The 23,572-nt window shown below is 64.2% G+C and carries 20 protein-coding genes and 2 rRNA genes; 1 reads left to right on the plus strand and 21 read right to left on the minus strand.

Annotated elements, in window-relative coordinates; genetic code table 11:
- Positions 1-96: 96 nt before the first annotated feature.
- From ACNO8X_RS24155 to murA, 3 genes are all read right to left on the minus strand, one after another.
- A 23S ribosomal RNA gene (locus ACNO8X_RS24155) occupies positions 97-3,202 on the minus strand.
- Positions 3,203-3,599: 397 nt separating this feature from the next.
- Positions 3,600-5,118: ribosomal RNA gene (locus ACNO8X_RS24160) — 16S ribosomal RNA — on the minus strand.
- The 16S and 23S rRNA genes sit together here, the layout of an rRNA operon.
- A 391-nt stretch (positions 5,119-5,509) precedes the next feature.
- Positions 5,510-6,763, minus strand: coding sequence for a UDP-N-acetylglucosamine 1-carboxyvinyltransferase (gene murA / locus ACNO8X_RS24165; protein WP_260942256.1), 1,254 nt, complete (start codon positions 6,761-6,763; stop codon positions 5,510-5,512).
- Between the two features lie 71 nt (positions 6,764-6,834).
- Here murA and ACNO8X_RS24170 point away from each other — a divergent pair, with 71 nt between their 5' ends.
- On the plus strand, positions 6,835-7,410 hold the full coding sequence (locus ACNO8X_RS24170; protein WP_418003056.1) for a cob(I)yrinic acid a,c-diamide adenosyltransferase: 576 nt from the start codon (positions 6,835-6,837) through the stop codon (positions 7,408-7,410).
- A gap of 6 nt (positions 7,411-7,416) precedes the next feature.
- Here ACNO8X_RS24170 and ACNO8X_RS24175 read toward each other — a convergent pair whose 3' ends face one another.
- From ACNO8X_RS24175 to fadD1, 18 genes are all read right to left on the minus strand, one after another.
- Complete coding sequence (locus ACNO8X_RS24175; protein WP_043397045.1) at positions 7,417-7,863, minus strand: DUF2550 domain-containing protein; 447 nt, start codon at positions 7,861-7,863, stop codon at positions 7,417-7,419.
- Between the two features lie 7 nt (positions 7,864-7,870).
- On the minus strand, positions 7,871-8,236 hold the full coding sequence (locus ACNO8X_RS24180) for a F0F1 ATP synthase subunit epsilon (protein WP_043397041.1): 366 nt from the start codon (positions 8,234-8,236) through the stop codon (positions 7,871-7,873).
- 36 nt (positions 8,237-8,272) lie between these two features.
- On the minus strand, positions 8,273-9,703 hold the full coding sequence (gene atpD / locus ACNO8X_RS24185) for a F0F1 ATP synthase subunit beta (RefSeq protein WP_043397038.1): 1,431 nt from the start codon (positions 9,701-9,703) through the stop codon (positions 8,273-8,275).
- Between the two features lie 24 nt (positions 9,704-9,727).
- Positions 9,728-10,648, minus strand: a complete 921-nt coding sequence (locus tag ACNO8X_RS24190) for a F0F1 ATP synthase subunit gamma (RefSeq protein ID WP_418003058.1) — start codon at positions 10,646-10,648, stop codon at positions 9,728-9,730.
- Positions 10,649-10,655: 7 nt separating this feature from the next.
- Positions 10,656-12,305, minus strand: a complete 1,650-nt coding sequence (gene atpA / locus ACNO8X_RS24195; RefSeq protein WP_418003059.1) for a F0F1 ATP synthase subunit alpha — start codon at positions 12,303-12,305, stop codon at positions 10,656-10,658.
- 45 nt (positions 12,306-12,350) lie between these two features.
- Entirely contained in the window at positions 12,351-13,691 is a 1,341-nt protein-coding gene (locus tag ACNO8X_RS24200) for a F0F1 ATP synthase subunit B/delta (protein ID WP_418003060.1), read from the minus strand.
- Positions 13,692-14,204 (minus strand): F0F1 ATP synthase subunit B, encoded by a 513-nt coding sequence (locus ACNO8X_RS24205; RefSeq protein ID WP_418003061.1) that lies wholly within the window; start codon positions 14,202-14,204, stop codon positions 13,692-13,694.
- Between the two features lie 9 nt (positions 14,205-14,213).
- Complete coding sequence (locus ACNO8X_RS24210; protein WP_020104130.1) at positions 14,214-14,477, minus strand: F0F1 ATP synthase subunit C; 264 nt, start codon at positions 14,475-14,477, stop codon at positions 14,214-14,216.
- Between the two features lie 73 nt (positions 14,478-14,550).
- Complete coding sequence (gene atpB / locus ACNO8X_RS24215; protein WP_418003062.1) at positions 14,551-15,303, minus strand: F0F1 ATP synthase subunit A; 753 nt, start codon at positions 15,301-15,303, stop codon at positions 14,551-14,553.
- A gap of 8 nt (positions 15,304-15,311) precedes the next feature.
- Entirely contained in the window at positions 15,312-15,788 is a 477-nt protein-coding gene (locus tag ACNO8X_RS24220) for an ATP synthase subunit I (protein WP_418003063.1), read from the minus strand.
- A gap of 259 nt (positions 15,789-16,047) precedes the next feature.
- Positions 16,048-17,244, minus strand: a complete 1,197-nt coding sequence (locus ACNO8X_RS24225; protein WP_043397025.1) for a glycosyltransferase family 4 protein — start codon at positions 17,242-17,244, stop codon at positions 16,048-16,050.
- On the minus strand, positions 17,241-17,900 hold the full coding sequence (locus ACNO8X_RS24230; protein WP_071285548.1) for an L-threonylcarbamoyladenylate synthase: 660 nt from the start codon (positions 17,898-17,900) through the stop codon (positions 17,241-17,243). The genes ACNO8X_RS24225 and ACNO8X_RS24230 overlap by 4 nt, the downstream gene beginning before the upstream one ends.
- A gap of 43 nt (positions 17,901-17,943) precedes the next feature.
- Complete coding sequence (gene prmC, locus ACNO8X_RS24235) at positions 17,944-18,777, minus strand: peptide chain release factor N(5)-glutamine methyltransferase (protein ID WP_418003064.1); 834 nt, start codon at positions 18,775-18,777, stop codon at positions 17,944-17,946.
- A gap of 9 nt (positions 18,778-18,786) precedes the next feature.
- Positions 18,787-19,866 (minus strand): peptide chain release factor 1, encoded by a 1,080-nt coding sequence (gene prfA, locus ACNO8X_RS24240; RefSeq protein ID WP_043987165.1) that lies wholly within the window; start codon positions 19,864-19,866, stop codon positions 18,787-18,789.
- Between the two features lie 100 nt (positions 19,867-19,966).
- Positions 19,967-20,203, minus strand: coding sequence for a 50S ribosomal protein L31 (rpmE, locus tag ACNO8X_RS24245; protein ID WP_418003065.1), 237 nt, complete (start codon positions 20,201-20,203; stop codon positions 19,967-19,969).
- A gap of 128 nt (positions 20,204-20,331) precedes the next feature.
- Positions 20,332-21,489 carry an RNA polymerase sigma factor gene (locus tag ACNO8X_RS24250; protein WP_418003066.1) on the minus strand — a complete coding sequence of 386 codons (1,158 nt, stop codon included), beginning with the start codon at positions 21,487-21,489 and terminating at the stop codon, positions 20,332-20,334.
- Positions 21,490-21,557: 68 nt separating this feature from the next.
- Positions 21,558-21,902, minus strand: coding sequence for a YciI family protein (locus ACNO8X_RS24255; RefSeq protein ID WP_418003067.1), 345 nt, complete (start codon positions 21,900-21,902; stop codon positions 21,558-21,560).
- Between the two features lie 77 nt (positions 21,903-21,979).
- A complete protein-coding gene (gene fadD1 / locus ACNO8X_RS24260) occupies positions 21,980-23,542 on the minus strand; it encodes a fatty-acid--CoA ligase FadD1 (protein WP_418003068.1) in 1,563 nt (520 codons plus the stop codon).
- Between the last annotated feature and the right edge of the window lie 30 nt (positions 23,543-23,572).

Consider the following 23,572-nt stretch of genomic DNA (forward strand, 5'->3'; position numbering starts at 1 on the left):
GGTGGGGTGTGGTCTGTTCGACTTTTGTGTCGTGGATGTGGTTGCGGGCACGATGTGCAATGTTCTTGATTTACACACAATTGGAGTTTTTTTGGTGTGTGTAAGTTTTCGGCCGGTTAGTACCAGTTCCCTGAACCCATTGCTGGGTGTGCAGGTCTGGCCTATCAATCCCGTGGTCTGCGGGGGGCCTTATCCCTCTAAAAGGGTGAGAAACCTGGTCTTGGAAGAGGTTTCCCGCTTAGATGCTTTCAGCGGTTATCCTGTCCGAACGTAGCTATCCAGCGGTGCCCCTGGTGGGACAACTGGTAGACCAGAGGTTCGTCCGTCCCGGTCCTCTCGTACTAGGGACAGGTTTCCTCAAGTTTCTGACGCGCGCGGCGGATAGAGACCGAACTGTCTCACGACGTTCTAAACCCAGCTCGCGTGCCGCTTTAATGGGCGAACAGCCCAACCCTTGGGACCTGCTCCAGCCCCAGGATGCGACGAGCCGACATCGAGGTGCCAAACCATCCCGTCGATATGGACTCTTGGGGAAGATCAGCCTGTTATCCCCGGGGTACCTTTTATCCGTTGAGCGACACCCCTTCCACTCGGGGGTGCCGGATCACTAGTCCCGACTTTCGTCCCTGCTCGACTTGTAGGTCTCGCAGTCAAGCTCCCTTGTGCACTTACACTCAACACCTGATTGCCGTCCAGGTTGAGGGAACCTTTGGGCGCCTCCGTTACATTTTAGGAGGCAACCGCCCCAGTTAAACTACCCACCAGGCACTGTCCCTGGACCGGATATACGGTCCGAAGTTAGAAGCCCAATACGATCAGAGTGGTATTTCAACAACGACTCCACACACACTGGCGTGTGCGCTTCACAGTCTCCCACCTATCCTACACAAACCGTACCGAACTCCAATACCAAGTTGTAGTGAAGGTCCCGGGGTCTTTTCGTCCTGCCGCGCGTAACGAGCATCTTTACTCGTAGTGCAATTTCGCCGAGTCTATGGTTGAGACAGTTGAGAAGTCGTTACGCCATTCGTGCAGGTCGGAACTTACCCGACAAGGAATTTCGCTACCTTAGGATGGTTATAGTTACCACCGCCGTTTACTGGGGCTTAAATTCTCCGCTTCACCCCCGAAGGAGTTAACAGGTCCTCTTAACCTTCCAGCACCGGGCAGGCGTCAGTCCGTATACATCGTCTTGCGACTTCGCACGGACCTGTGTTTTTAGTAAACAGTCGCTTCTCACTGGTTTGTGCCACCCCCCACCGCTGCCCACCGCGAGGGTGTTGACAGTAAGGGGTCCTCCTTCTCCCGAAGTTACGGAGGTATTTTGCCGAGTTCCTTAACCATAGTTAACTCGTACGCCTTAGTATTCTCTACCTGACCACCTGTGTTGGTTTGGGGTACGGGCCATGTGTGCACTCGCTAGAGGCTTTTCTTGGCAGCATAGGATCACCGAATTCGCCTCACTCGGCTATGCATCACCTCTCAGACATATGAACGACGGATTTGCCTATCGTTCGTCCTACAGGCTTACCCCGGTATTACCACTGACCGGTACGGCTACCTTCCTGCGTCACCCCGTCGCTTGACTACTACCCACCAGGGTCCCACGCAGCCGGCAACACGTGATCCCCGAAAGGATCATCACGTGCCATTTGGATGGTTAGCACAATGGATTCATCACGGACGCACACACACGGGTACGGGAATATCAACCCGTTGTCCATCGACTACGCCTGTCGGCCTCGCCTTAGGTCCCGACTCACCCTGGGCGGACTGGCCTGCCCCAGGAACCCTTGGTCTTTCGGCGGGCAAGGTTCTCACTTGCCTATTCGCTACTCATGCCTGCATTCTCACTCCCACACCCTCCACAGCTCCATCACTAGGCTGCTTCACCGGATGCAGGACGCTCCCCTACCCATCCTTGCGGATGCCGCGACTTCGGCGGTGTGCTTGAGCCCCGCTACATTATCGGCGCACAATCACTTGACCAGTGAGCTATTACGCACTCTTTCAAGGGTGGCTGCTTCTAAGCCAACCTCCTGGTTGTCTTCGCGACTGCACATCCTTTTCCACTTAGCACACGCTTAGGGGCCTTAGTCGGCGATCTGGGCTGTTTCCCTCTCGACGCACGGAGCTTATCCCCCGCCGTCTCACTGCCACGCTTTTGTCTTACCGGCATTCGGAGTTTGGCTGACGTCAGTAACCTGGTGAGGCCCATCGGCCATCCAGTAGCTCTACCTCCGGCAAGAAACACGCAACGCTGCACCTAAATGCATTTCGGGGAGAACCAGCTATCACGGAGTTTGATTGGCCTTTCACCCCTACCCACAACTCATCCCCTCAGTCTTCAACCTAAGTGGGTTCGGGCCTCCACGCGGTCTTACCCGCGCTTCACCCTGGCCATGGGTAGATCACTCCGCTTCGGGTCCAGAACATGCCACTACACCCTTACGGGATACGCCCTATTCAGACTCGCTTTCGCTACGGCTACCCCCCACGGGTTAACCTCGCGACATGTCCCTGACTCGCAGGCTCATTCTTCAAAAGGCACGCCATCACCCCACCAAAAGGAGGGCTCTGACGGATTGTAGGCACACGGTTTCAGGTACTATTTCACTCCCCTCCCGGGGTACTTTTCACCATTCCCTCACGGTACTAATCCGCTATCGGTCATCAGAAGGTATTTAGGCTTACCGAGTGGTCTCGGCAGATTCACAGCAGATTTCACGGGCCCGCTGCTACTCGGGAACACCATCAAGGCAGACATCGGGTTTTCACGTACGGGACTCTCACCCTCTACGGCAGGCCATCCCAAGCCACTTCCGTTAACCACGACATTTTCTTACTGCCCTCCAGCCGGATAGAGCTGAAAAGATAGGTCCCACAACCCCGCACACACAACCCCTACCCGGTATCACATGCATACGGTTTAGCCTCATCCGCTTTCGCTCGCCACTACTCACGGAATCACAATTGTTTTCTCTTCCTACGGGTACTGAGATGTTTCACTTCCCCGCGTTACCTCCCACACCCTATATATTCAGGCATGGGTAACACGACATAACTCGTGCTGGGTTTCCCCATTCGGACATCCTCGGATCAACGCTCGGTTGGCAGCTCCCCGAGGCTTATCGCAGCCTCCTACGTCCTTCATCGGCCTCTGATGCCAAGGCATCCACCATGCGCCCTTAAACACTTACGCACAAAAACCAATTGAAAACAAGAATCAAAATTGCACATCAACACACAAAAAACATCCCCGAACCCGAAGATTCGGAGTGCACATTTGCGCGTTAGATGCTCGCAACCACTATCCACAAGTCAAACACCACACCCCACCACCAAAACCGGTGAGGCAACAACAACCCCCACCACCCCCAACGGAGCGGTGTCTCCCACCCACACGGGGGAAGCAACGGGCCTGTTGTCTCAGGACCCAACAGTGTGTCTGGCCATTCTTCACGCCCCAGGCTTTCCACCGGGACGAACGTTTGTTGTATGCACCCACCAGCACACCCACTACAGGCGCCGGCCATCTCCCAACCATGAACCCCGACACTATTGCCGGCACGGGGGAATCGATAAATGGTGCTCCTTAGAAAGGAGGTGATCCAGCCGCACCTTCCGGTACGGCTACCTTGTTACGACTTCGTCCCAATCGCCGATCCCACCTTCGACGGCTCCCTCCCACGAGGGGTTAGGCCACCGGCTTCGGGTGTTACCGACTTTCATGACGTGACGGGCGGTGTGTACAAGGCCCGGGAACGTATTCACCGCAGCGTTGCTGATCTGCGATTACTAGCGACTCCAACTTCACGGGGTCGAGTTGCAGACCCCGATCCGAACTGAGACCGGCTTTCAAGGGATTCGCTCCACCTCGCGGATTCGCAGCCCTTTGTACCGGCCATTGTAGCATGTGTGAAGCCCTGGACATAAGGGGCATGATGACTTGACGTCATCCCCACCTTCCTCCGAGTTGACCCCGGCAGTCTCTTACGAGTCCCCGCCATAACGCGCTGGCAACATAAGATAGGGGTTGCGCTCGTTGCGGGACTTAACCCAACATCTCACGACACGAGCTGACGACAGCCATGCACCACCTGCACACAGGCCACAAGGGAACTGATATCTCTACCAGCGTCCTGTGCATGTCAAACCCAGGTAAGGTTCTTCGCGTTGCATCGAATTAATCCACATGCTCCGCCGCTTGTGCGGGCCCCCGTCAATTCCTTTGAGTTTTAGCCTTGCGGCCGTACTCCCCAGGCGGGGTACTTAATGCGTTAGCTACGGCACGGATCCCAAGGAAGGAACCCACACCTAGTACCCACCGTTTACGGCGTGGACTACCAGGGTATCTAATCCTGTTCGCTCCCCACGCTTTCGCTCCTCAGCGTCAGTTACTGCCCAGAGACCCGCCTTCGCCACCGGTGTTCCTCCTGATATCTGCGCATTCCACCGCTACACCAGGAATTCCAGTCTCCCCTGCAGTACTCTAGTCTGCCCGTATCGCCCGCACGCCCACAGTTAAGCTGTGAGTTTTCACGAACAACGCGACAAACCACCTACGAGCTCTTTACGCCCAGTAATTCCGGACAACGCTCGCACCCTACGTATTACCGCGGCTGCTGGCACGTAGTTGGCCGGTGCTTCTTCTCCAGGTACCGTCACTTGCGCTTCGTCCCTGGTGAAAGAGGTTTACAACCCGAAGGCCGTCATCCCTCACGCGGCGTCGCTGCATCAGGCTTGCGCCCATTGTGCAATATTCCCCACTGCTGCCTCCCGTAGGAGTCTGGGCCGTATCTCAGTCCCAGTGTGGCCGGTCACCCTCTCAGGCCGGCTACCCGTCGTCGCCTTGGTAGGCCATTACCCCACCAACAAGCTGATAGGCCGCGGGCCCATCCCACACCGCAAAAGCTTTCCACCACACCCCATGAAGAGCGCGGTCATATTCGGTATTAGACCCAGTTTCCCAGGCTTATCCCAAAGTGCAGGGCAGATCACCCACGTGTTACTCACCCGTTCGCCACTCGAGTACCCCGAAGGGCCTTTCCGTTCGACTTGCATGTGTTAAGCACGCCGCCAGCGTTCGTCCTGAGCCAGGATCAAACTCTCCAAACAAAAACAACCCATCCAAAGACAGGTGGAATCCGAATCAGAAAAATCCGATCACAAACAAAAGACACCAAACAAACTGGCATCAAAAAAACAACCACACCCCACAAACGGGAAAACAAGAGGCATGGCCAAAAAACAACAAACAAAAACCACCAAACACACTATTGAGTTCTCAAACAACACGCCGTTTTCGGGCAACCCCACCAACCTACTACCTCTTGGTCGGGCTGTCAAGCTCTTGCTCTGGGCTTTTTCGGCCCCGCTCGCTGCTGACTTGGAATACATTAGCGGGCTGATCTTGATTTTACAAAACGGCTGCATACGGGCGGTTTTTCGGCGAAAACGCGTTGCACAGCCGTCCGTCGGAACGGTCAGTGCGACACGCCAATCCCCGTCAACTGACCCGTTCGATCTCCGCGCCCAGACTTACGAGGTTCTCCACGAACAACGGGTACCCCCGGTCGATGTGGAAAACGTCGTGAACCTCGGTGTCACCGTCGGCGACCAATCCCGCCAACACCAAACCGGCGCCGGCGCGAATATCCGAAGCCCATACCGGTGCACTCGACAACAGCGGAATTCCGCGGACCACCGCATGGTGTCCGTCGGTCCGCGCATCGGCGCCCAGGCGGATCATCTCCTCGACGAACCGGAACCGCGCTTCGAACACGTTCTCGGTGATCATCGAGGTGCCTTCGGCGATGCACGCCAAGCCGATGGCCATCGGCTGCAGGTCGGTCGGGAATCCGGGATACGGCAGCGTCGCGACGTTGACGGCCTTCGGCCGTTCGTACTGCACGACGCGGAAACCGTTGTCGTGCTGGGTCACGGTCGCGCCGGCATCGTGAAGTTTGTGCAGCACCAGCTGCAGGTGCTGCGGGTCCACCCCGGTCACGGCGACATCGCCCCGCGTCATCGCCGCGGCAATTCCCCAGGTCGCTGCCACGATCCGGTCACCGATCACCCGGTGCTCGGTCGGATGCAGCTTGTCCACCCCGGTGATGGTCAGCGTCGAGGTCCCTCCCCCACTGACCTTGGCACCCATCTGGTTCAGCATGTCGCAGATGTCGACGATGTCCGGCTCACGCGCCGCGTTGTGGATGACCGTCACGCCCTCGGCGAGCACGGCAGCCATCAGGATGTTCTCGGTCGCACCCACCGACGGGAACTCGAGCTGAATCTCGGCCCCACGCAGGTGATCGGCCTCAGCGACCACGCAACCGTGCTCGATGTTGCATCGCGCACCGAGTTGCCGCAGACCGGATTGATGCATGTCCAGCGGCCGCGACCCGATCGCGTCACCACCGGGCAGCGCAACTTTCGCCTTCTTGCAGCGGCCCACCAACGGCCCGAGCACACACACCGAAGCGCGGAACTGCCGGACCGCGGCGAAATCCGCGTCGTACTTGGGTTCGTCAGGTGAGGTGATTCTGGCCACGTCACCTTCGAGCTCGACGGTGGCCCCAAGACCGCGCAGTACCTCGGCCATCAATGGCACATCCAGGATGTCCGGACAGTTGGTGATCGTGGTGGTGCCCTCGGCCAACAGTGCCGCGGCCATCAGCTTCAGCACGCTGTTCTTAGCGCCCCCCACGGCAACTTCGCCGGACAACCGGCTACCCCCAGTCACCACGAAACGCTCGCTCACGCGGCTAAGTGTAGACAGCGGCGTCGGCCGGTGTCAGGCCACGAAGAAGTCTCCGCGAGTACGGTTTGACCATGGCTGTTCACCTGACCCGTATCTACACCCGGACCGGCGACGACGGGTCGACCGGACTCAGCGATTTCAGCCGCGTGTCGAAGAACGATTCGCGCCTGGCGGCGTACGCCGACTGCGACGAAGCCAACGCCGCGATCGGCGTCGCCGTCTCCGCGGGCGCACCCGACGAACGAATTCGCTTGGTACTCCTGCAGATTCAGAACGATCTCTTCGATGCCGGCGCGGACCTCTCGACGCCGGTGGTCGAGAATCCGGAATACCCGCCGCTGCGGATCACCCAGCCGTACATCGATCGGCTCGAAGCGTGGTGTGACGAGTTCAACGAACCGCTGCCGAAACTGACGTCGTTCATCCTGCCCGGCGGCACTCCCCTGTCGGCGTACCTGCACGTCGCCCGGACCGTGGTGCGGCGGGCCGAGCGAGCTGCCTGGCAGGCGATCGACGAACACGGCGACGGCATCAGCATCCTGCCGGCCAAATATCTGAATCGGCTGTCGGATCTGCTGTTCATCCTGTCGCGGGTCGCGAACCCGGATGGCGATGTGCTGTGGCAGCCCGGCGGCGGGATGCAGTAGCAGAAATCAGACCGCGCGGCGCCGCGACCGCGGCGACGGCCGGGCCTCCAGCCACGACGTGAAAGCCGTCAAAGCTCCACGGTCCAAAGCAATTTCGTAACCGCTGCGCCGTTCGGGACTGTTGTCGCGCAGCTCAAGAATGACCGTTTCGATGGTCATGATGTCGAATTCGTCGCCCCGTGGGGCACGGCGCCCGACGACTTCCAGGCCACGACGGGACAGTGTCCGGTCGGGCCACCAGCGCAGACTCGACAAACGATAAAAGCCGGCCTCACCACCGCGGTAGCGCATGACTCCATGCCGCCACCCGTGGCCGCCGGCAGCCGGGTAGTCGCGCAGGATGGCGGCCGTACCGCCAACCTGACGCAACTTCCACAGCCGATAACTCAGTGCGGCTACAGCCAGCACCAACACACCGACGAGCGCGACCATCATCAACATGGACGCGCTCATCGGGATATCAGTCGAGCTGGCCTACGGCGCGCAGACGCGCCCGGCCCCACGCAGCGGTCGCCTCGTCGTCCGACGCGGCATCGGCCTTGGCCGCATGCGCATCGATCTCCGACTCCAGCGCCGCGTCTTCCACCAGAATCCGCACAGTCTCCTCGGTCACCGAGAGGAACCCGCCGGACACTGCGATCCGCAGATCATCCTCGCCCTCGCGCTCGACCCGGACCATCGCGTCCTCGACCAGCTGGCCGACCAACGGGATGTGCCGGGGCAGGATGCCGATCTCGCCGGCGGTGGTGCGAGTGAAGACGAATGTGGCCTTACCTGTCCACAGCGCGCGCTCGACGGCGACGATCTCGACGTCCATTTCGGCCATGTCACACCACCTTTCGTGCTCGAGTAACTACGACGGTCACAGCTTGGCGCCGAGGCTTTCGGCCTTCTTCGCCAGGTCGTCGAGACCACCGATGAGGAAGAACGCCTGCTCGGGCAGGTGGTCGAAGTCGCCCTTGGCGAGGCGGTCGAACGCCTCGATGGTCTCCTTCAGCGGCACCGTCGAACCCGGCTGGCCGGTGAACTGCTCGGCGGCCATCATGTTCTGGCTCAGGAAGCGCTCGATCTTACGGGCGCGGTACACCAGCACCTTGTCCTCTTCCGACAGTTCGTCGATACCGAGGATGGCGATGATGTCCTGAAGGTCCTTGTAGCGCTGCAGGATTCGGATGACTTCCTGAGCGACCCGGTAGTGCTCGGCACCGACGACGCTGGGGTGCAGGATCGTCGAGGACGATGCCAGCGGGTCCACGGCCGGGAAGATGCCCTTGGAGAACACCGCACGAGAAAGCTCGGTGGTGGCGTCCAGGTGGGCGAACGTGGTGGCCGGGGCCGGGTCGGTGTAGTCGTCGGCGGGCACGTACACGGCCTGCATCGAGGTGATGGAACGACCACGGGTCGAGGTGATGCGCTCCTGGAGCTCACCCATCTCGTCGGCCAGCGTCGGCTGGTAACCCACGGCCGAAGGCATACGACCCAGCAGGGTCGAGACCTCGGAACCGGCCTGGGTGAACCGGAAGATGTTGTCGATGAACAGCAGCACGTCCTGGCCCTGCTCGTCGCGGAAGTACTCGGCCATGGTCAGGGCCGACAGGGCGACGCGCATACGGGTGCCTGGCGGCTCGTCCATCTGGCCGAACACAAGCGCGGTGTCCTTGAGCACGTTCGCGTCCGCGAGCTCGACCCACAGGTCGTTGCCCTCACGGGTGCGCTCACCGACGCCGGCGAACACCGAGGTACCACCGAAGTTGCGGGCAATACGGTTGATCATTTCCTGGATCAGAACCGTCTTACCGACACCGGCACCACCGAACAGGGCGATCTTGCCACCACGCACGTACGGGGTCAGCAGGTCGACGACCTTCAGACCGGTCTCCAGCATCTCGGTGCGGGGCTCCAGGTCGGCGAAGGCCGGCGGCTTGCGGTGGATGGACCAGTGCTGGAAGTCCTTGCCGTAGCCGGGCTCGTCCAGGCAGTCGCCGAGGGCGTTGAACACGTGGCCCTTGACACCGTCGCCGACGGGCACCGAGATGGAGGCGCCGGTGTCGCGGACCTCGGTGCCACGCACCAGGCCGTCGGTCGGCTGCATCGAGATGCAGCGCACCAGGTTGTCACCGAGGTGCTGAGCAACCTCGAGGGTCAGAGTCTTTGCCAGCGCACCGAAGGTGATGTCGGCGTGCAGAGCGTTGAACAGCTCGGGCACCGAGCCGCGCGGGAACTCGATATCCACCACCGGGCCGGTGATGCGAACCACGCGACCGGCGGTCTTGGTCTCTACGGCAGAAGTCATATCTCTCTTCGCTTCCTACGGGGCCTATTTCGCGTCGGCCAGCGCGTTGGCGCCACCGACGATTTCGCTGATTTCCTGGGTGATCTGGGCCTGGCGCTCGCGGTTCGCGGCGAGCGTGAGGGCCTTGATCAGGTCGTCGGCGTTGTCCGTTGCCGACTTCATGGCGCGTCGACGCGAAGCCGACTCCGAGGCCGCGGCCTCAAGCAGTGCCGCGTAGACACGGGTCGCGATGTACCGCGGCAGCAGCGCATCGAACAAAACGTCCGCGCTCGGCTCGAACGAGTACAGGGTGTGGATGCCGGTCGGCTCCCCCGTGTACTCGACGGCCAGCGGGGCGATCCGCACAGCCTCGGCGGTCTGCGACAGCATCGACTTGAACTCGGTCGAGACGATGTGCAGCTCGTCGACGCCCAAGATGCCGTCGGCACCCGGTCCGTCACCCTCGTCGTCGGCACCCGCCATGAACGCCGCCACCAGGGTGTCGGCGATCTTCTTGGCGTTGGTGTATTCCGGACGCTCCGAGAAGCCGGTCCAGGACTCGGCGACGGCACGCTGGCGGAAGCTGTAGTAGCCCAGGGCCTTTCGGCCGACCACATACAGCACCGGGTCCTTGCCCTCGTTGCGCAGCAACGTGAACAGTTCCTCGGCCCGACGCAGCACGTTGGCGTTGTAGCCGCCGCACAGGCCGCGGTCCGACGACACCACCAGCACCCCGGCACGCCGAGGGTTCTTCCGCTCGACGAGCAGCGGGTGGTCCAGCGCGCTGGCCCCCGCAAGCTCGGTCAGCATGTTGGTGATCTCAGTGGCGTAGGGCCGGGCTGCATCAACCCGGGCCTGCGCCTTGGCGATCCGCGACGTGGCGATCAGCTCCTGCGCCTTCGTGATCTTCTTGATCGACGAGGCGGATTTGATCCGTCCGCGTAGCTCGCGCAGTGTGGCTGCCATTGGTTACCTAGGCCTTCTTCGGTGCCGGCTTGTTGACCTTCACCGACTCCTGGCCGAGCTCAGCGGGATCCAGTGCCTCGACACCGGCTTCCTTGACCACGACCGAGCTGCCGTCGGTGGCGGCGAAGCCCTTCTTGAACTCGTTGATGACCGAGACCAGCTTCTCCTCGTTCTCCTCCGAGAGCTTCTTGGTCGACTTGATCCCGTCGAGGATCTCGGCGTGGCTGGCCTTCACGTGCTCCAGCAGCTCGGCGGAGAAGCGCGAAACATCCTCAGCCGGAACCGAATCCAGGTGACCCTGGGTACCGAGGAAGATCTCGACGACCTGATCCTCGACGGCCAGCGGGCTGTACTGCGGCTGCTTGAGCAGCTCAACCAGGCGAACACCGCGGTCCAGCTGAGCCTTCGACGCCGCGTCCAGGTCCGAGGCGAAGGCCGCGAAGGCCTCCAGCTCGCGGTACTGCGACAGGTCCAGACGCAGCGAGCCCGCAACTTCCTTCATGGCCTTGATCTGAGCGGCACCACCGACGCGGGACACCGACACACCGACGTTCACGGCCGGGCGCACACCCTGGTTGAACAGGTCGGACTCCAGGAAGCACTGGCCGTCGGTGATCGAGATGACGTTGGTCGGGATGAACGCCGAGATGTCGTTGGCCTTGGTCTCGATCACCGGCAGACCCGTCATCGAACCGCCACCGAGCTCGTCGGACAGCTTCGCGCAACGCTCCAGCAGACGCGAGTGCAGGTAGAAGACGTCACCCGGGAACGCCTCGCGGCCCGGCGGGCGGCGCAGCAGCAGCGAGATGGCGCGGTAGGCGTCAGCCTGCTTGGACAGATCGTCGAACACGATCAGCACGTGCTTGCCGGCGTACATCCAGTGCTGGCCGATGGCCGAGCCGGTGTACGGAGCCAGCCACTTGAAGCCGGCGGGGTCGGAGGCGGGGGCCGCGACGATGGTGGTGTACTCCATCGCGCCACCCTCTTCCAGCGCGCGCTTCACGCTGGCGATGGTGGTGCCCTTCTGGCCGATCGCGACGTAGACGCAGCGGACCTGCTGCTTCGGGTCGCCGGTCTCCCAGGCCTCACGCTGGTTCAGGATGGTGTCGACGCAGACCGCGGTCTTGCCGGTCTTGCGGTCACCGATGATGAGCTGGCGCTGGCCACGGCCGATCGGGGTCATGGCGTCGATGGCCTTGATACCGGTCTGCAGCGGCTCGCCAACGCCCTGGCGCTGAACCACCGAAGGGGCCTGGAGCTCGAGCACGCGGCGGGTCTCGGCGACGATCTCGCCCTGACCGTCGATCGGCTCACCCAGCGGGTTGATGACGCGGCCCAGGAAGGCGTCGCCGACAGGCACCGAGAGCACCTCACCGGTGCGCTTGACCTGCTGGCCCTCTTCGATCTTCTCGAAGCCGCCCAAGATGACCGTACCGACGCTGTGCTCGTCGAGGTTCAGGGCCACGCCCAGAACACCGCCGGGGAACTCGAGGAGCTCCTGCGTCATAACCGAGGGCAGACCCTCGACGTGTGCGATGCCGTCACCGGCGTCGACGACGGTGCCGATTTCCTCGCGATCGTTCGAGGCCGAGAACGTCGTTACGTAGTTCTCGATGGCACCTTCGATATCAGCAGCCGAGATTGTCAACTCTGCCATGGTTTTTGGTCTTCCTACCTAGTCTTGGGTGTTTCGGAGTCTGGGTTAGTCCGGCAGCCGGTTGGAGGCGGCGGCCAGTCGTGACGAGATGGATCCGTCGATCACCTCGTCACCGACGGTGATGGTCAGGCCACCGAGGAGGCTCGGATCGACATGCAGCTGGACGGACACCGGGTGGCCGTAGATGCGGGTCAGGACCGACGTGAGTCGGGTCCGCTGGGCATCGGACAGCGCCGCGGCGGCTTCCACGTGGGCAACAACCTCACCGCGGCGGGCGACTGCCAGCTCTGCCAGGTCGAGGACTGCCTCATCGGCACGTTCGCCGCGCAGCAGGCTCACGGTCTGCGTCAGCAGCGCCTTGACGGAGCTGTTGACCGAGCCGTTGGCACCGGTAAGGACCTTGTCCAGCAAGGCAACTCGGCCATCGACGGGAGTGCCGTAGTCACCGAGCAGCGTCGACAGGCGCGGCTGCGCGTCCAGCACACGGCTGAACCGGAACAGCTGGTCCTCGACCTCGGCGACCTCACCGCTGACATCGGCCCGCTTGATCAGTGCCAGACGAGCGATGTGCTCGACGGCGTCGACCAGGTCCGACTGCTCCGACCACCGCGACGACACCGCGGAACGCAGCAGCTCCAGGGCGGGGGCGCCGATCTTGCCGGCCAGCACCGCGTCCAGCAGCGCGACCTTGGGAGCCGGGTCATCTGCGGGCTCGGCCAGATGCCGGTCGAGGTTGACCTCGGTCAGCAGCAGCCGGGCGACGGCGGCCAGATCATCGGCCAGCGCCGTCAGCGCAGCCGCATCCAGGCCGTTGGCCGTGGCGTCGAACTTGCCGACCAGCGCGGTCAGCGACTCCCGGCTCGCGGCCCGCAGCTTCACCTCAGCGTGGGTACCGACCTCAGCCGAGGACGGCGCCATCTGCTCGAGATCGGCGAGGAAGCGGTCGACAGTGCCGGCCTGAGCGGCGGGCTCGGCGACGAACTGGCGCACCAGCTCGTCGGCCTTGGCCACCGACTCCGCGCCCAGCCCCTGACGGAGCTCGCGGATGACGCCCTGGCGCATCAGCTCGACGTGCTGGACGCCCTGCGCCTTGATGCGCTCGGCGTCGACGCCGGCCTGCTCGCTGAGCTGCTCGACGATGCGCCGCGAATCGTGCCGGGCCTCGTCGGTCACCTTGCCCGACTCGGCCTTCGCGTCGGCGAGAGCCTTGGCGTGCATCTCGTCGGCCTCAGCGAGTTTCTTTGCGGCTTCGGCACTTTCGGCCAGCGCGACGCGAACGGCCTCCTGCTGCTTGGCCATAATGCCCTTCACCGGAGGTACCACGTACTTCCAGATGATGGCCACGATGACGGCAAAGCCGATCAGCTGCCCGATGAAGATTTCCATCTACTGGCTCCCGCCTGATTTCACGTCCACGCCGAGGATTCGGCTCGCCAGCGTCTGGGACAGGTTGTCGACCGACGACTGCAGTTCGGCCTCTGTGGACTGCCGCTTCGCGGACAGCGCCTGGTCGGCACCCTTGAGGGTTTCGGCCACCTCACCACTCGCCGCTGCACGCGCCTGGTCGACGACCTTGCGGCCCTCGTTGCGGGCCTCGTCACGGATGGCCGAGGCCTCCGTGCGAGCACCCGCCATCGCCGCGTTGTAGTCCGCCTCTGCGGCGGCCACCTGCTCAGCCGACTTCCGGTTATCAGCAGCGGTGCTGGCCAGCATTTCCTCGCGTTCGGCCAAGACCTTGCTGATCGGTGGCACAACCCACTTGCCGATCACGCCGAGCACGATCAGGAAGATGATCAGCACGACGAAGAAGGTCGCGTTGGGGATCAGGAAGTTCTGACCCCCGCCGCCTTCCGCTGCTGCCTGGCCCGAGGCCAGGATGGTTGCGCTCAATTCACCCATGTCGACGGATTACGACAGGCCCGGGGTGGCGAACACGAAGAGCGCCATGAAGGCCAGGTTGATGAAGTACGCGGCTTCCACCAGACCGACGGTGATGAAGAACGGGGTGAACAGGCGGCCCTGGGCCTCCGGCTGGCGGGCGATGCCCGAGATCAGCGCGTTGCCGGCGATACCGTCACCGATACCGGCGCCGATGGCGCCACCGGCCATGATCAAGCCACCACCGATGAGGGCGCCCTGGATGATAGTGGCGTTCGTTGCTGCGTCGGCCATTCTCTTTTTCCTCCTTGGTAACTGGTAGCTGCGCTACCAGGGTCTTATTTGCGGTTCCTACAGGTCTTGCTGGTTAGTGGTGCTCGTCGAGTTCCATCGACTGGCTGAAGTACAGGATCGTCAGCAGCGCGAAGATGAACGCCTGGATCAGGCCGACGAAGAGGTCGAAGGTCTTCCAGATGGCGTTCGGCGCCCACTGCACGTACCAGGGGAACATCGCGATCAGCGCGACCAGGATGCCGCCGGCGAACATGTTGCCGAAGAGTCGCAGAGACAGCGAGACCGGCTTGGCGATCTCCTCGACGATGTTGATCGGCGCCAGGACCGCGACGTGGCCCTTCAGCAGCTTCTTGAAGTGGCCGAAGACGCCGCGGCGCCAGATGCCCGCAGCGTGGTAGCAGAGGAACACGAACAGCGCGAGCGCCAACACGTAGTTGATGTCCGAGGCCGGCGGAGCCAGCAGCTCCTTGGCGCCACCGCCTTCCCCACCGAACTGCACCGGCAGGACCGAGAGCCAGTTGGAGATCAGGATGAAGGTGAAGATCGTGACGGCCAGCGGCAGCACGAACGGCGCGACCTTCATACCGATCGCGGTCTCGATCTGCTGGCGCATCTGGATGGTGATGGCCTCGAAGAACAGCTGAACACCACCGGGAACTCCGGTCGAGGTCACCTTCGCCTTCACGAAGAAGGCCAACGCAATGACGATGACCGCGGCCACACTGGTGGCGATGATCGTGTCGACGTTGAAGGTGTAGCCCCACAGCTCGTGCTGCTCGTGGTGGCCGACCTCAATGGCGGCCTCGGCGGTGAATTGTTGAATCACTTGGGTCGTCAGTCCTTTGCTTCTGATCCGTCGTGTGCGTCTGGTCCGTCGGCGCCGGCGCCACCCTCACGCTGGCCGGCGCGCACCTTCTTCATGACCGGCAATGCCGTGCTCATGACAAGAATCGCCTGGAACAATGCCACCCCGAACAGCACGCCGATGCCGGTTGGCTTGAAAAACCATGTGATCAGCAGGGCGATCACAGAGATGGCCACCAACCGCATCGCGGAGTTGGCTGCCATCTGCATCTTCAGCGGGTGGTCCTTGGCGGTGACCTTGGCAACCGCGCGGCGGACCATCATGGCGTTGGCCAGACCGAGCGCCATCCCCAGGCCGAAGAAGGCGCCGAATTTGAGATTGCCGCTCACTGCGTAGCCGCCACCGAGCGCGACGGCCGTGACGAGGAGCGAGATAGCAAACAAACGCACGGGCTGAAAAGCCACTGCCGGCAACACCAAAGGCGCGTCTTGCGCTGGCGTCGTCATGGTATTCACCTCAATCCCGCGGTCACGAGTGCCGTCCCCATATACCTGGCAATCCTGTGTGCGTGCCCACAGAGCGTATCGAAGGTCACATCGAGCGCGTCGGGCACACTGGAATCACCCAAGGGGAAGCTCCCTTTGTCGGTCGTCATTCGGCGCCGATCGGCTTGTGTGAACCGATGGGCCGGGCCGGCAACCCGCGAGGTTTTTCGGGTTCTGCCAGAACCGTACCACATGGTGGGCACCCAAAAACGGGCACCTACTACTTTTTGTCGTACTCGCCTTCTGGCAGGTCATCGCGCCGCCGCAGCAGCGGGATCAGGGTGAAAATGGCGGCCAGCAGGATGGCTCCGAGCATGACCGCACCGGTGTATCGGGGGTCGAAGAATATGGTGCTGGCCGCCCCCAGCGCCACGATCCCGACCCATAGGTAGATGAGCAGTACGACGCGTCGGTGCGAGTGGCCGATCTGCAGCAGCCGGTGGTGCAGATGCATCTTGTCGGGGCTGAACGGACTGAGGCCGGCACGGGTGCGGCGGACGATCGCCAGCAGCATGTCGAGGGCCGGCACGAACATCACCGCAACGACCAACAGGAACGGCGACAGCAAAGCGAACACGTCGCGCGCGCCGTAGGCGTTCTGGGAGATCGGGCCGGCCGCGGTGGTCGACGCGGCGGCCAGCATCAGGCCGATCAGCATGGACCCGGAATCCCCCATGAAGATGCGGGCCGGATGGAAATTGTGCGGCAGGAAGCCCAGGCACGCGCCGGCAAGCACCACCGAGATGACGGCCGGCGGGTAGAACAGCACGTCACCGCCGTGGTCGCGCAGCAGCCCGACGGAGAAGATGCAGATGGCCGACGCGGTGATCAGTCCGAGCCCGGCAGCCAGGCCGTCGAGGCCGTCGACGAAGTTCATCGCGTTGACGATCGAGACCGTCAGCGCCAGGGTCAGCAGGATCGACGACGCCTGGTCCAGCACGATGGTGCCGACGCCGCCGATCGGGATGTACAGCACACTCCAGGCCACGCCCATGGTGACCAGGACGCTGGCCGCGGTGATCTGGCCGGCGAACTTGGTCAGGGCGTCCAAGCCCCAGCGGTCGTCGATCAGACCGATCAGCATGATCAGGCCGCCCGCCACCACGACCGCGGGCATACCGGAGGAGTAGACGAAACCGCGTGTCAGCGCGGGCAATTGGGAAGCCAGCAGAACGGCGGCGGCTACCCCGATGTACATGGCCAGCCCGCCCATCCGCGGGACCGGCTGGACGTGGACGTCGCGTTCGCGCGGGTAGGCGACCGCACCGAACCGGAAGGCCAGCGCCCGTACCCAGCCGGTGGCGAAGTACGTGATGATCGCCGCAGTGAGACCGACCAGCACCAGCTCCCGGAGCGGGACCCCGGTACCACGATCGATCTGCGCGAGCAGCCGGCCGGCGTCGGCAACTACGGTCACGGCACCTCGCCGGTCAGGGACTCCGCGTCGACGCCGAGCACTTCGGCGATCTGCGCGGCAGAGATCGGCCCTTCGCGCAGGACCCGGGGCGTCGCGCCGGTGAGGTCGACGATCGTGGACGCGGCCTGCTTGGTCGCCGGGCCGGCATCGAGGTACACCTCGACCTTCTCGCCCAGCTGCTCGCGCGCTTCGTCAGCGTTGACCGCGGGCGGCTGGCCGGAGATGTTGGCGCTGGACACGGCCATGGGGCCGACCTCGCGCAGCAGCTCGATCGCCACGGGATGCAGCGGCATACGCAGCATGACGCTGCCGTTGGTGTCGCCGAGATCCCATGACAGCGACGGGGCCTGGCGCACGACCAGGCTCAACGCTCCGGGCCAGAACGCCTCGATCAGATCGCGGGCCGAGGGCGGGACGGTGTAGACCAGGCCGTCGATGGTGCGCCAGGAACCGACCAGAACCGGGACCGGCATGTTGCGGCCCCTCCCCTTCGCTGCCAGCAGCGCCGCGACGGCCTCGCTGTTGAAGGCGTCGGCGCCGAGACCGTAGACGGTGTCGGTGGGCAGCACGACCAGGCGCCCGCCTTTGAGGGCACTTATGGCCGACGCGATCCCGGTGCTGCGTTTCGCCGCATCGCCGCAGTCGAACGTCTCCATCTATGACTCCTCACGCAAGCGTTCGTCGGTTGCCATGACCCGTTTACCGTCGAGTCGCGGTGACGAACCGGGGCCGCCCGGTCAGATCGCGCCGTGCGGTGATGTCACCGAACGTACCGTCGCGGTCCAACGCGGCCACCACCTGATCCGCCGTGGTGTCGTCGTGCTCGATGCCCAACTTGCCGCCCGGACGCAGCAACCGGGCCGCCAGCGCGATGATCGGCACGATGACGGACATGCCGTCGGGTCCGCCGAACAGGGCCGCGGCCGGGTCGTGGTCGATGACTTCGGGATCGAGCTCGGCACCGTCGGGGATGTAGGGCGGGTTGGACACCAGCAGGTCCACTGTGCCCTCCCTGTCTGCCAGCAGGCTGGGAACGGTGACGTCGGCCTCCAGCACCTCGACGGCGCTTCCGGCACAGTTACGCCGGGCATAGACCAGGGCCTCCGGGGACTTCTCGACTGCCACGACCTGCGCCTGCGGCCAGGTGTGCGCGAGCGCCAGGGCCAGCGCTCCCGACCCGGTGCACAGGTCCACGATCACCGGGCTCGGCGGCAACGGCTGGTTCATCGCCCACTCCAGCAGCGCCTCGGTCTCCGGTCGGGGAATGAACACCCCCGGACCGACCTGCACTTCCACCGGGCCGAACGCGGCTGTTCCGATCAAGTGCTGCAACGGAATTCGCTGTGCGCGACGCTCCACCAGATCACGGAAGCGCGGATAGAACGCCGGGTCGGGCTCGGCGAACATCACCCGGGCCCGGTCCACCCCGACAGCGTGTGCGGCGAGGTATTCGGCGTCCACCCGCGCCGAGTCGACGCCCGCGGCGGCCAGCACGGCCGCCGCGTCAGCGATCGCTTGTCTGACGGAGTTCACTCGGGCCGGTCACTCTTGCGCGAGCCGGGCCTGCTTGTCAGCGGCGGCGAGGGCGTCGAGCAGCGCGTCCATGTCGCCGTCGAGCACCTGGTCGAGGTTGTGGGCCTTGAAGTTGATGCGGTGGTCGGCGATCCGGTTCTCCGGGAAGTTGTATGTGCGGATGCGCTCGCTACGGTCGACGGTGCGAATCTGGCTGGCGCGGTCAGCGGAGGCGTCCGCGGACGCCTGCTCTTCGGCCAGCGCCTGCAAGCGCGCGGCGAGCACCACCATGGCGCGGGCCTTGTTCTGCAGCTGCGAGCGCTCGTTCTGGCAGGTGACGACGATGCCGGTGGGCAGGTGCGTGATGCGGACCGCCGAGTCGGTGGTGTTGACGCCCTGACCGCCCTTGCCGGACGACCGGTACACGTCGATGCGCAGGTCGGATTCGTCGATCTGCACCTGCTCGACGTCTTCGGGCTCCGGGTAGACGAGGACGCCGGCTGCCGACGTGTGCACGCGGCCCTGCGATTCGGTGACGGGCACGCGCTGCACGCGGTGGACGCCGCCTTCGAACTTCATGCGCGACCACACGCCGTCGGCGGAATCGCCCTTGCTGGCGATGGTGATCGTGGCGTCCTTGTAGCCGCCGAGGTCCGACCAGGTCTCGTCGAGCACGGTGACGGTCCAGCCGTGGCGCTCGGCGTACCGGATGTACATGCGCGCGAGGTCGGACGCGAACAGCGCCGACTCTTCGCCGCCCTCACCGGATTTCACCTCGAGCACGACATCGTCGGCGTCGTGCGGATCACGCGGGGCCAGCAGATCGGTCAGCTTGGCATCGAGTTCGGCGACGCGGGCCTCCAGCTCGGGCACCTCCGCGGCGAACGCGGCGTCCTCTGCGGCCAGCTCGCGGGCCGCTTCGAGGTCGCCTTGGGCGGCCTCGAGCTTGCGGTAGGTCACGACGATCGGCGACACCTGCGCGAAACGGCGACCGACCTTACGGGCGGCGCCGGCGTCAGCGTGCAGACCCGGGTCCCCCAGTTGCCGTTCGAGATCGGCGTGCTCGGCCAGCAGCGCCTCGATGCGGGGCGCTGTATCTGTCTGTGCCACTTGAGGACTCCTGCGGTAGTTCTGGGGTGCCGGGTTCTGGATACGAAAACGGCGCCCGGACCTGACGCGAATGCGACAGATCGGGCGCCGCCCGTGAAAGCTAGCTCTCGGACTCGGCCTTCGCGCCGGCGTTGCGCTTGCCGTACCGCTTCTCGAAGCGAGCCACGCGGCCGCCGGTGTCGAGAAGCTTCTGCTTGCCCGTGTAGAACGGGTGGCACTGCGAGCACACCTCGACCACGACGTGGCCACTGTCCTTGGTGCTACGAGTCTGGAAGGTGTTGCCGCAACCGCAGACCACAGTGGTCTCGACGTATGCGGGGTGAATACCCGATTTCATTTCATGGTCCTCTGCGATCGATGGCGCCGGGTCGCCCGATTATTCGGACGTGAACCGGAACCGAGGGGGTTCGGCGGTCGATTATGCCAGGTCAGCCGCCAAGGTCCTAAACGCGGCCGGGCCGCCGGCTATTCCGTGGCGGTGCCACGATGCAGCTCGGCCAGCCGGCGCTCCAGGAATCGTCGTTCCGCCTCGGTCGTGGCCAGCGCCTGCGCTCGTTCGAACTCGCTGCGCGCTTCATCGGTGCGGCCCAGCCGGCGCAATAATTCCGCCCGAGTGGACGGCAGATAACGGTAATCTCCCAGGTCAAGCGCATCGATGAGGTCCAACGCCCGGGCGGGATCACCGGCCTCGGCGACCGCCACCGCACGGTTGAGTGCGACGACCGGTGATCCGGTCAGCTCTTCGAGCCGCTCGTACAGGACCACGACCTCGTCCCAATCGACCTCCTCATCGGCCTGCAACGAGGCGATGGCCGCCTGCAGCACGTACGGTCCGGCGGCCAGCCGCAGGGCCAGCGCCCGGTCGAGGGCGGCCCGCCCGGCGTCGACCTTGGTCTGATCGTGCAATGTCCGATCCTGTTCGGCGAGCGGCACCACCTGGCCGTGGACCACGCGGGCCGCGCGTCGCGAATCGTGCAGCAGCATCAGCGCCAGCAGCCCGTAGGCCTCGGGTTCGTCGGCCAGTAGTTCGGCGAGCAGCCGGCCGAGCCGGATCGCTTCGGCGGCGAGATCGTCCCGCTCGGTGAAGCCCTGGTTGAAGATCAGGTAGATCACCGCGAGGACCGCAGCCACCCGGTCCGGCAGCAACCGGTCGGCCGGCAGCGCGAAGGGGATGTTCGTCGCCTTGATCTTGATCTTTGCGCGGGAGAGACGCCGCTTCATGGTGTCCTCGGAAACCAGGAACGCGCGCCCGATCTCGGCGGTGGTCAGCCCGCCGAAGGCCCGCAGCGTGAGCGCCACCTGCGCCTCACGTGCCAGCGCCGGATGGCAGCACATGAAGATCAGCTGCAGGCGCTCGTCGCCGATGGTGCTGTCGTCGAGGTCGATCTCGTCCATCGTGGTTGCCTGTAGATCCGCTTGGAGCAGCCGGGTCTTGGCGCGCAGCGTCTGCTCGCGGCGCAACCGGTCGATCGCCACATTGCGTCCGGTGCGCACCAGCCAGGCCACCGGCGCATCTGGCACGCCGTCGCGGGACCACCGCTCGGCCGCTCGGGCGAACGCCTCCTGCGCGGCATCCTCGGCGAGGTCGAAGTCGCCGAGGATGCCGATGAGCGCGGCCAGCACGCGGCCCCACTCGCGCTGGAAGATCGCGTCGATCAGTAGCTAGACCCTTTCCCGTCGCTTCGCTCGCCCTAGACCTCCCCCGGCATGTCGACGAGCGGACGTACCTCGACGGCTCCGCCGAGGCGCACCGCCGGGATCCGCTGCGCCCAGGCCAGGGCATCGTCGAGGTTGTCGGCTTCGATGACGAAGTAGCCGGCGAACACCTCTTTGGTGTCGGCATACGGGCCGTCGGTGATCAGGCCGTCGCCGCGCACCGTGGTGGCCGTCTCGACCGGTTGCAGGTGGCCGCCGCCGACGCACTGCGGCTCGACCCGCAGGGCCATGTACTCCGCGCTGAGCGCGGCCTGCTCGTCATCGGTGAGCTCCACGTCGTGGCTGCCCGGCCGGGTGTAGATCAGCGTTGCGTATTTCATCGTTGTCTCCTTCTGGGTTGATCGTCCAACAGCAGTGAGACGAACGGGGGCCCGTTAAGGGGACACGTCGGCAGAAATCAGTTTTCGGTCAGCTGCCGGTATTCGGTACCGTCGCGCTGCCACACCAGCCGACCGACCGGATCCGTGCCGAGGGCGACCAGTTCCCGCTTGAGAATCTTGTTGGTCGCGGTGCTGGTCAGGTCGTCGGCGAGCCAGACATACCGCGGCCAGGACTTCGGGGACATGTCCGGCTGGGCGGCCAGGAATTCCGCGAACGACGTCGGGTCGAGGGTTTGGCCGTCACGCAGCACCATGGCGGCCATCACCTGGTCGCCGACGAACTCGTCGGGCACCGGATAGACAGCGACCCGGCTGATCACCGGGTGGCGCAACAGGATTCGTTCGATGGGGGCCGCCGTGACGTTCTCCCCGTCCACCCGCATCCAGTCGGCGGTGCGGCCGGCCAGGTAGATCCAGCCGTCGGCGTCGCGGTAGGCCAGATCGCCCGACCAGTACATGCCGTGCCGCAGCCGTTCGTCGGTCGCGCCCTTGTCGTTGTGGTAGCCGCGGAACATGCCGCTGCCGTTGGTGTTCACCAGCTCGCCGGTGGCGGCGTCGCCGTTGACCAGCGCGCCGGTCTCGTCGAACCGAGCGACCTCGCACTCTTCGACGGTCTCCGGGTGGTAGATCGCCACACCCGGGAAGCCCTGTCCGACGCTGCCGGCCGGGGTGCCCTCGGAGCGGGTGATGATGATCGCGAGCTCGGTCGAGCCGAAGCCGTCCCACACGCTGCAGCCGAACCGGCGGCTGAACTCGTCGATATCGCGGTCGGCGGCCTCGTTGCCGAAGGCCACCCGCAGCGGGTTGTCGTGGTCGTCGGGCTGCTCGGCGGTGGCCAGGATGTAGGCCAGCGGCTTGCCGACGTAGTTCATGTAGGTCGCACCGTAGCGGCGGATGTCCGGGAGGAATCTCGACGCGGAGAACTGTGCCGGCGCCATCGCAGCTCCGGACCCGAGGGCGACACCCCAGCCGGCGTAAACGCCGTTGGAGTGGAACAGCGGCATCGCCAGGTAACAGGTGTCGGCCTCGGTGAGGTGGTAGCGCTGCACCAGCGCCGCTGCCGAGAACAGCACGATGGAGTGGGCCACCTCGACGGCCTTGGGCTCGCCGCTGGTGCCCGAGGTGAAGATCATCATGAAGGTGTCGTTGGGTCCGACTTCACGATGCGGCGTCAGGTCCTGCTGCGGCCACTCGGTCGCGGTGACGTCGATGACGGTGACGCCCGGCAGTTTGACGTCCTGGAGGAGCTCTCGACCCGCCTGATCTACGAGCACGATCTGGCATTCGACGCGCGCGGTGTCGCGCGCGAGCGCCTCACCGCGACGGGTGTTGTTGATGCCGCACAGCACGTAGCCGCCCACCGCCGCGGCGGCCAGCGCCGTCAGCATGTCGGGGGTGTTGCCCAGCAGCGTGCCAACGTGCAGCGGCCGCAGCGGGTCGGCCTGACCGACCAGGGTGGCGGCCTGCGCCTTGGCTCCGGCGACGTACTCTCGCCACGTCCAGGTCGTCTCGCCATACTTGACGGCGACAGTGTCCTGGTCGGCACGTTCGCGAAGCAGCTGCTGAAGGGTCTCCGCCATTTAGGCTCCCGGTGAGGTGGGCAGTCACGA

This window comes from Mycobacterium sp. PDNC021 (genome assembly GCF_048282635.1).
GTDB lineage: Bacteria > Actinomycetota > Actinomycetes > Mycobacteriales > Mycobacteriaceae > Mycobacterium > Mycobacterium llatzerense.

Excerpts from the sequence above, each read along its gene's own strand:
- ACNO8X_RS24255 (WP_418003067.1), bottom strand. The coding sequence starts at position 21,902 with ATGAAATACGCAACGCTGATCTACACCCGGCCGGGCAGCCACGACGTG.
- ACNO8X_RS24200 (WP_418003060.1), bottom strand. The coding sequence starts at position 13,691 with ATGGAAATCTTCATCGGGCAGCTGATCGGCTTTGCCGTCATCGTGGCC.
- ACNO8X_RS24175 (WP_043397045.1), bottom strand. The coding sequence starts at position 7,863 with ATGAGCGCGTCCATGTTGATGATGGTCGCGCTCGTCGGTGTGTTGGTG.
- ACNO8X_RS24230 (WP_071285548.1), bottom strand. The coding sequence starts at position 17,900 with ATGGAGACGTTCGACTGCGGCGATGCGGCGAAACGCAGCACCGGGATC.
- rpmE (WP_418003065.1), bottom strand. The coding sequence starts at position 20,203 with ATGAAATCGGGTATTCACCCCGCATACGTCGAGACCACTGTGGTCTGC.
- ACNO8X_RS24170 (WP_418003056.1), top strand. The coding sequence starts at position 6,835 with ATGGCTGTTCACCTGACCCGTATCTACACCCGGACCGGCGACGACGGG.
- ACNO8X_RS24180 (WP_043397041.1), bottom strand. The coding sequence starts at position 8,236 with ATGGCCGAAATGGACGTCGAGATCGTCGCCGTCGAGCGCGCGCTGTGG.
- ACNO8X_RS24220 (WP_418003063.1), bottom strand. The coding sequence starts at position 15,788 with ATGACGACGCCAGCGCAAGACGCGCCTTTGGTGTTGCCGGCAGTGGCT.
- ACNO8X_RS24205 (WP_418003061.1), bottom strand. The coding sequence starts at position 14,204 with ATGGGTGAATTGAGCGCAACCATCCTGGCCTCGGGCCAGGCAGCAGCG.
- fadD1 (WP_418003068.1), bottom strand. The coding sequence starts at position 23,542 with ATGGCGGAGACCCTTCAGCAGCTGCTTCGCGAACGTGCCGACCAGGAC.
- atpA (WP_418003059.1), bottom strand. The coding sequence starts at position 12,305 with ATGGCAGAGTTGACAATCTCGGCTGCTGATATCGAAGGTGCCATCGAG.
- ACNO8X_RS24190 (WP_418003058.1), bottom strand. The coding sequence starts at position 10,648 with ATGGCAGCCACACTGCGCGAGCTACGCGGACGGATCAAATCCGCCTCG.
- ACNO8X_RS24210 (WP_020104130.1), bottom strand. The coding sequence starts at position 14,477 with ATGGCCGACGCAGCAACGAACGCCACTATCATCCAGGGCGCCCTCATC.
- atpD (WP_043397038.1), bottom strand. The coding sequence starts at position 9,703 with ATGACTTCTGCCGTAGAGACCAAGACCGCCGGTCGCGTGGTTCGCATC.